This is a genomic window from Chthonomonas sp. (assembly GCF_035294505.1).
Lineage (GTDB): Bacteria > Armatimonadota > Chthonomonadetes > Chthonomonadales > Chthonomonadaceae > Chthonomonas.
On sequence record NZ_DATGKU010000225.1, the window covers coordinates 1 to 7,700 of the forward strand.

A 7,700-nucleotide genomic window follows, 5' to 3' on the forward strand; every position below is an offset into this window, starting at 1 on the left:
GCACCGGGACGGCGAACCGATTCGCCCACTAGACTCCGTTGTCGACCCCGACGAGGTCTTCGGCTCTTACCAAAAGTTGCTCAGAATGAGCGAGTTCAGGTTTGCTGGGCTCAGAAAGGGGTCGAGCGTTGCCTAGTCTGGGCGGTGTGTGCGCGCTGGTTGGCGAGGACTTGGAGCCGCTCTTCGACTGCGAAATCGCTTGGCGGGGTGACAAAATTGTTTCAATAGAAGGAAAGAGGGAGGGTGGGTTCGATGGACGCGTGGTTATCCCGAGCTTTGTGAATGCGCATACGCACATCGGTGACTCGGTCGCGAAGGAGGCGTACATCGGCCTAACACTTGAAGAGACCGTAGACCCCCATGCGGGTTTAAAGGCGAAAATCCTACGGAGTAGCGCAAGGGAGGAGCTCGTCGGCGCTATGCGGGAGGCGTTAACACAATGCGTCGCGTCCGGTGTGACCCACGTGCTCGACTTTAGAGAGGGTGGGGTTGAAGGTTTGAAGCTTGCGAAGCAGGCTTGCGAAGGTGTGGGTGTGCGGGTCGCGCTTTTTGGGAGACCCTCCAAACCACCCTCAAAGGAGAAGGTTCTGTCGAATGAGCCCTTCGGTGAGTCGGAGCTCGAAGAGCTCCACAGGGTCTGCGAAATTTCTGAGGGGATAGGGGTGAGCGGCGCGAACGAGTACAGCGACAGAATGCTCGAGCAGATAAGGGAAGTCGCCAAAACCCACGAAAAGCTTGTGGCCGTGCACTGCCTCGAATCAGAGAACACAAGAAACAGGCTCAAACACGTTTTCGGGAGAGACGAGTTTCAGAGGTGCTTCTCGCTTTTAAAACCCAATATTTTCGTTCACATGACTCACGCCACCCGCAGAGAGGTTGCACTCGCGGGCAAAGCGGCAAAGATTGTGTGCTGCCCGCGCTCCAACGCGGCGCTCGCGAATGGTTTTCCACCTCTACGTGAAATTCTGAAGAGCGGGGGTGCACTTGGGACGGATAACGTGATGGTGAACTCACCAGACATGTTCAGAGAAATGGAGTTCGCATACAAAGTTTTGGTCGGCAGTACTAGGAAACCTTTTTACGACGTAAGAAGCGTGCTAAAGGCGGCGACGCTGAATGCTAGGCAGCTTCTGCATTTAAAGCCGTTGAGTGTGGGTGGCAACGCGGATTTCTTGGTTTTAAACTTGGAAAAACTAAGACCCTTTTGGAATCTGCACTCAACCGTTGTAAACAGGGCTCAAACCGAAAACGTGGAGGTGGTAGTGAAGGGAGGCGTTGTAGCCAAAGGCGTGCTATAGAAAGGCGGGTAAATGGTTTAAACACCTATTCAAGCATTAACATTAGTTGATTAAACCAGATTGAAGCAGGGCTTACTGACCTCGCTATAACCTTCTTTGATAATACTGAAACCGTCCGCAACAGGTGGTTATCACCCTTCCTAGAGAGGGTGTTTATCGATCCTTTTCAGCGTCATCCGATCGCCTAGACTCGATAGACGCCTAATACGCACCGAGCCTCTTATCTCTGCTTAGATCTTCGGGAGGCAGTTTGAGGGTCTAAATATACTTGCCCTATTATTCATGTTTATGTGCATAAGTGAAACTGTCTGGCTTCTTCCTGACACTGAGGGGCGGCGGGTGGTTTGGGGGTGTGAGCGCTGCAGTGGAAGTGTTCTACGACCGCTTCTGCCATTTTTTGCGTATTTCCCTAGCTATTTTCACTAGGTCCTCTGCTGTGAGGCTTTCATCGGAGGGTGGTGGCTTCGCGGTAAGACTCACTAGGCCGGCTCTGGGGATCCCCGCGCTTCTTATCTTCCAGGTGGCCTTTTCAGCCTCCGCTTTTTCTATTTCGCCGATTTTTACCTCGTAGCCCGCTATTGGTTTCCCGTGTTTTAGAAGTACTATGTCTATGTCCTCTTTCGGGCTGTACGCGGGCTGCGCCCCGTTTTTCTCTGCGAGGAGTTCTCCCACGCAGAACTGTAGTTCTCTTGCTATTGGCCTTGTGAGGTCCACTTCTTGGTTGTTGTCGGAGACTCTGTGTTTCGCTTCGGCGTATAGTACCGCGGACATAAGGGGGGAGGAGAGTGTGTGGTACCACTCGGCGCCTCTCCCACCTCTAAACACCCTAATCCTCCTTATTAGACCCATTTTGCTGAGGGAGTCCAAGTAAGAGGAGACGGTTGAGCCGTTCACGCTCATGGTTGATTGTAGCCTTGAGGCGATGATTGAGCTGTTCCATTCGCCCTCGGCGACACTGACCAGAATCGCCTCGTAGATCTGCGTGAACCTTCTCTTCTCCTCTTGGAACACCTCCCCGATAAGTCCCTTAACCACGTAGTAGAATCCTTGGGGGTTACGCGACACGTCGGCCCAGCTAGTGGCATGCGCGGTCACCCAGGGGTCCCTAAAGAGTAGGGCGCTGAGTGGATCCCCAAAGTGTGCGAGTGCATCCGGGTAGTGTACCACATCCATCCTATAGGGTAGTGCTAGGCCTAGGAGTGGACTGTTCCTATCAAACGCCTTCTTAGTTATGCCCAGTGAGCCTGCGAGGAGTGTAAGCTTACCGCTCGGGTGCTGCGTAGTGAGCACCTCCCACAAGGCCTCGGGCACCCGTTGGAATTCGTCGAGTATCACGCTTTTTCCCGCCTTTAACTCCCTCGCTATCTGGGTTACCGCCCTTCCTAACTCGAGCCTCTCACCACCGTTCAACACATCCATTTGCCTCGTGACCACATAGTAGGAGTCATGGGGGACACAGCGTGTGGCCAAGTATGTTTTACCAACCTTCCTCCTACCGTATATAAGGCTCCAGCCCTTCAGAGTGCTTAGCTCGTAGCACTCCCTCCTCTCTATCATATATTCACAAACATATATTCACAAATATAAGTTCAAAGGCGATATGTTAATATGCGATGTAGGTCTGCGGTGCGCGTCCGGGATGCAGGATGGACGTAGCCCCCACACCCCTCCCCAGTCTATCTGGCACCGTGGGGGCCACGTAGTGGGTAGGTGAATAGGTGGGGAAGGGGTGGGCGACCTGTATAATTCCACGAGTTTCCCTGGGACCGCGCGCCGTGCTAGGTCAAGCCACACTCTCTTAACTCTTTCACCGCTGGTCGGATAGTGTCCAAATAACGCTTTTATATGCTTGGAGGCCATTCGCATCCTACCCTAATCCGGCACTACCGCTGGTCGACCAGAAGAGGAGTTTGGGTTGAGCCACCCTATCCACGTAGTCTACCACTCCGCATAGCTCCCTATCCACGAAGTCACCAAGCTACGAAGGCTACGAGCCCTCATAGCCGATGCGTCCGAGTAGTCCCTGAAGGGTCGACTCGCTTCGAAGCGACTCCCTCCATAGGCATCAGAATATAGCTATGGGGATTGTGCCAACGATGGGTCGGGAACCAGTGTTCCCACGTACTTATCTTTTGATTTAAATTCCGGCTCCAGATAAGTGTTGCCTCACCCGGATTTGTGGGCTTGGTTAAGCGTTTCCTAGTAGCGGCTGCGCCCCGCGTGGTCTCCAGACTATACCGATTCTCGCTATCCAACTAAGTGGTGGCTTCCCGTGTTTATACCCATGTTTCGACTCAACCTAACAATGGATTTCAGAGTGATTGTTTCTAGATGTGGGCGCTGGGCGTGTTGGAGTGGTTAGAAACGCTGGCCTGCGGGGTGCTCGGGCGGCGTGACCGCTCGGAGTTTGTTTGTGTATGGGCGCTTCTACTCCCTCGATGCCTTTCCGCTTCCGCTTAATAGGCCGCGGAGGGCGGTGTACTCCTTTGTTGCGGCTAGCGCTACGCCCTGCGACCAGGTGCTAAAGGACCCCTTGGGTACGCTCCTGTAGTATTGTTTATCCCCGGACCAGGTGTCCTCGCTCACCCCGAGGTACCTTCCGTCGCCTGAGAAGGAGTTTTCCACGGCGCGCCACGCTCGTTTGACGTATGTGTAGTGTTTGCGAGGTATCAGTCCGTGTGTTATGGCCTGGCTTGCGGCGATGACGTAGAAGGCTGCGGTTGATGGCTCGGTGTAGGATTCTGGGTCGTCCACGATTGTGTGCCAGCTGCCCTCTGGGGTTTGAAGCGCTTCGAGGGCTTTGAGGCAGCGCCTAAACCTGGACGCGATTTCATCGCGCCCCCTGAAGCCATCTGGAAGCCTCTTCCAGGTTTCGAGTAGCCCCATGAGCGCCCACCCCTGACCTCTGCCCCAGTGGACGCCGTTGGTGGTCGCCGTGTCCACGTTATACGTGTGGCAGAAGAGACCTGTGTCGTCTTGTAGTAGCCCCGCGTGGTTTAGTAGCAGCTCGCACGCGACGCCGTAGTACTCGCGTTTGTACTCTCCGAGCGCGGCGAGGAATGGGGGGTGGATGCTAAGGGTGTCCACCCAGATGAGTCTTGGGTAGTCGTCGTCGGTGAGCCATGTGCCCCCGACCCGTTCGTGTCCGGAGAGCCACTCAGCGTGGCTTATCAGCGCTTCGACGAGTTGTGCATCGGAGAAGCGGCGGGCGAGTTTGAGGCACTCTAGACCTGGTAGGGTCTGGTCGTATTTACGCGGGGGAGTGCGTCTAGCGCACCACGCCTTAGCCAAGCCATACGCGAAGCACATGTAGGAGTCGTCGCCTGTGAGAGTGGAGGCGGCTTCAAGCCCCCAGAAACCCGCGTTGTCACCGAAATACCACACCCGCCACTCCACATTGAATAGCAGATGAGCCGCGCGCTCCACGATTTCCCTATTCAATGCCGGCAACACCACGCGTTATCCATCCGGCGCCCTGATTTTAGGGGTGTGCGCCCACGTAAGATAAAAATCAGGAGGAACATCCAAAGACATCCCCACCTTAACCAGCGGGTCAGAGGCGCACAGCGGATTTAGAGGCTTCGGCGTGTTTCCACAAAACGACCTAGAGTATGGCGCCAGAAACCCCTAAAGCAACCTTGTTGGATTAAGGAAATCAGAGACGCGGCTCCATTCACCCATTTTTCCCTAAAGGTTCTCAGCCGGCCTCCCCTCATCCCCCTCGCCCTTATACGTCACCTGCCTAAGCGTGCTTATTTTCTCTAGTGTTATCGTCTCCCTACTAGTGGTTCACCTGTCGTACCGAGTGAAGTTAGAGAGATTTTTGATTTTTGGTTTCACTGTTTGGCGCGGGGTTAGGCGTTCAGATGTTGAGTTTTCTCCTGATCCTGTTGATTAGCCCTCTCCCACTTGGGTTAGCTGTGTTATGGGTGCGCCTAGTGTGAATGCCGCCTGCACCTCTTCGTTTTCTTGTTTTGGTGTCTCCCTTGCGCGGGGTGGTGGCTGGCTTGTTTTTTGGAGCCGATGGTGTGCTTTCGTGTTGGCTGTCTAGTACTACACCTAGATCTAGCACCGTGAGTTTGCTGTCGCCGTCTAGGTCCGTTGAGTCGAGTGTTCCGTGTTCCTTGTGTATGTCGTATATTAGCTTCAGGTATTTCCCCGCCACTATGCGTGGAAGGGTGTCTTCATCTCTGTGCAGGGTGTTTACCCACCAATCGTAGAGGTCGCGGTCCCCTTTGGAGGTGTTGCAGGAGGCGCAGCACGCCACCAAGTTGTCGGGGGTGTCTGTGCCCCCTTTCGATAGGGGTATTATGTGGTCGAAGCCTATGTTGCGGGGTGAGCCACAGTAGGTGCAACTCTTCCCTCTCTCGAACTCCTTTCTGTGTTCTCTTGTCAGGTTACTCCAAGCCAGGCGGCCCTCGCGTAGCTCTGTGTACTTTTTCATGATGAACGCGTAGTTACCCGCGAAGCCCGCGCTTCTTGCGATAAGCTTAGCGTACTCGTAGAAGATGAGGTCCCTGATGGTTTTCACCGCCGATGGGGGCATAGTGACATATAGGGCGCACTTCGACATAAACCTGTTTTCCATCTGCACGCTAAGAGTGCTTGGCGCTCACAACCCCCCATTCCTCAAACACCTACCCCCACGCAGTAACCTCTTCGGTTGATGTGTTTGGGCTGTGTAGGTGCTTGTAGCATGGCTGAGTGTGCTAGCGGTTTATTCGTGACTGGCTGGCTGGGTAGGTGGCTTGCTGCACCAATGTGTTTTCGGGTTTGAGTCCTCATTGGTTCATTATTTCGTCTAGGAATTTCACGTGGCCGGGTAAACGTTTTGCTAGTAGCTCCTTTTCCCTTCTAAACACGCTTTTAAGACCTAAAACTTCCCCGAGGGTGATGGTGGCTGAGTCGGCTAGGGAAATTGAGTATTTACACTTTGTTCTCCAAACCTCGTTGGCTATACTCGGAAACGGGGAGACCTCGAAGTATCCGCTACCTAGGAGTCTACCAATGATTTCCTCGGTTAACTCTTCACCGTACTTTCTGCATATGATGTATTTGAGCTCGGTCAGGTTTAACTCTGAAATATAGACTGATATGCGGTTTTTCTCGATAAGCTGGAGAGTTTTTGCACCTTCCGCGCTTCCGATGAGTATCTCGAACACTACGCCTGTATCAAACACCAAATCTTCGCTTTTCAAGCTTTAACTCCTCTCGTCTTTCTCTGCGTAATTCGCTGATGTCGATATCCTTCAGGGCTCCGAGCAGGGAGTGTAGGGCTTTTCTGTCTCTGTTTTTGGATTCCGAGACCTGTATGAGATACTTTATCGCATCGTCGAAATCAACCCTCTTACTAGTTTTTAGCTGTAACTCTGAGATAAGCTTGAGTAGCTTAGCTTTGGTTTCCTTGGAGACTCTTATCGTCTCAGACATATCATAACATTATCACTTTGTGATTTATAAGGATTTTAGGGTTCTCACACCTCATATCGAGACTTTTGCTCTGGAGCCTATCCGTGTGCTTCCATGTAACGACGATTCTTTACTTTGCTTTGAACATAAACTATTTTAGATATTTGATTCTTCCAAGTGTGTTTCGAAGACATCTTAAACCATGGTTGTTTTTGGGGGTTGTTGGCCTTTTGGTGGCGGGTGTTATTCCACTCGTGTTAGTTGGAACCAGTTGAGGAGTGTTGGTGTTTTGGGGTTGTTGTGATGTGGGTTTTTGTCTAGGTGTAGTGTGTAGTGGGTGTTGCTTGGCTTGGCTGGGTGTTTTGTGAGTGTGGCGTATAGGGTGTCCCACCCGCCTATCCCCCTCCTCACCCCTCTTCCTCTACGCCGCTGTGTTTCGAGGTGTATTAGGATGTGTACGCTGGAGGCGTGGAAGTAGCCTCCTTTTGGCGTGTGTGTTTTGGTTTCTTGGTTGAATGTGATCACCCTCCTTTCCTGGGCGATGCTTCTTAGGTGGGCTGTTATCTCTGTTTGTTGCCGTGGGGTTTTGGCGTGGAGGTATGGGTTGGCCACTAGGAGCGTGTACCCTGCTTGCTCGTCTTGGCCGACGCGGTTTAATGCCTCTAGGAGTGTGTTGTGGTCGAAGCACCTCACTATGAGTGTTGTGTCGCTGTGTGTGAGGGTGTAGGGGTTGATGCCCCCGAAGAGTTGCACGTATATGAGGCGTGCGTCTGTGTTCGAGCTCAGCGTGTAGTGGAGGTAGCGGAGCACTGTGGGCCACTCGCCGTAGAACTCTATGAAGCTGAACCCGTGAAGCGCCTCCTCGAGCGGCGCTGAGCCAAGCCTAAGCTCCACCGTGCCTTGATGCGGTTGCCTGTATTCGGTGACCCACCAAGCCGACACGGGCTCCACGGCTCTATCCACCCTCCCCCCTTAACCGTTGTAGTGGTGGTC

Annotated in this window: 7 protein-coding genes; 1 reads left to right on the top strand and 6 read right to left on the bottom strand. The window is 53.2% G+C overall.

Annotated features, from left to right (window positions below; all coding sequences use genetic code 11):
- Positions 1-128: 128 nt before the first annotated feature.
- Positions 129-1,298 carry an amidohydrolase family protein gene (locus VKV18_RS13755; protein WP_324204759.1) on the top strand — a complete coding sequence of 390 codons (1,170 nt, stop codon included), beginning with the start codon at positions 129-131 and terminating at the stop codon, positions 1,296-1,298.
- Between the two features lie 375 nt (positions 1,299-1,673).
- On the opposite strand, the gene VKV18_RS13760 is transcribed toward VKV18_RS13755, so the two are convergent.
- The 6 genes from VKV18_RS13760 to VKV18_RS13785 all read right to left on the bottom strand — a co-directional run bounded on the left by VKV18_RS13760 (position 1,674) and on the right by VKV18_RS13785 (position 7,670).
- A complete protein-coding gene (locus VKV18_RS13760; RefSeq protein ID WP_324204760.1) occupies positions 1,674-2,855 on the bottom strand; it encodes a hypothetical protein in 1,182 nt (393 codons plus the stop codon).
- Positions 2,856-3,725: 870 nt separating this feature from the next.
- Positions 3,726-4,751 (bottom strand): glycoside hydrolase family 88 protein, encoded by a 1,026-nt coding sequence (locus VKV18_RS13765; protein ID WP_324204761.1) that lies wholly within the window; start codon positions 4,749-4,751, stop codon positions 3,726-3,728.
- Positions 4,752-5,160: 409 nt separating this feature from the next.
- On the bottom strand, positions 5,161-5,871 hold the full coding sequence (locus VKV18_RS13770) for an HNH endonuclease (protein WP_324204762.1): 711 nt from the start codon (positions 5,869-5,871) through the stop codon (positions 5,161-5,163).
- A 208-nt stretch (positions 5,872-6,079) separates the two neighbouring features.
- Entirely contained in the window at positions 6,080-6,496 is a 417-nt protein-coding gene (locus VKV18_RS13775; protein ID WP_324204763.1) for a PIN domain-containing protein, read from the bottom strand.
- Positions 6,471-6,728 (bottom strand): hypothetical protein, encoded by a 258-nt coding sequence (locus VKV18_RS13780; RefSeq protein WP_324204764.1) that lies wholly within the window; start codon positions 6,726-6,728, stop codon positions 6,471-6,473. The genes VKV18_RS13775 and VKV18_RS13780 overlap by 26 nt, the downstream gene beginning before the upstream one ends.
- Before the next feature lie 222 nt (positions 6,729-6,950).
- Positions 6,951-7,670, bottom strand: a complete 720-nt coding sequence (locus VKV18_RS13785; protein WP_324204765.1) for a hypothetical protein — start codon at positions 7,668-7,670, stop codon at positions 6,951-6,953.
- Between the last annotated feature and the right edge of the window lie 30 nt (positions 7,671-7,700).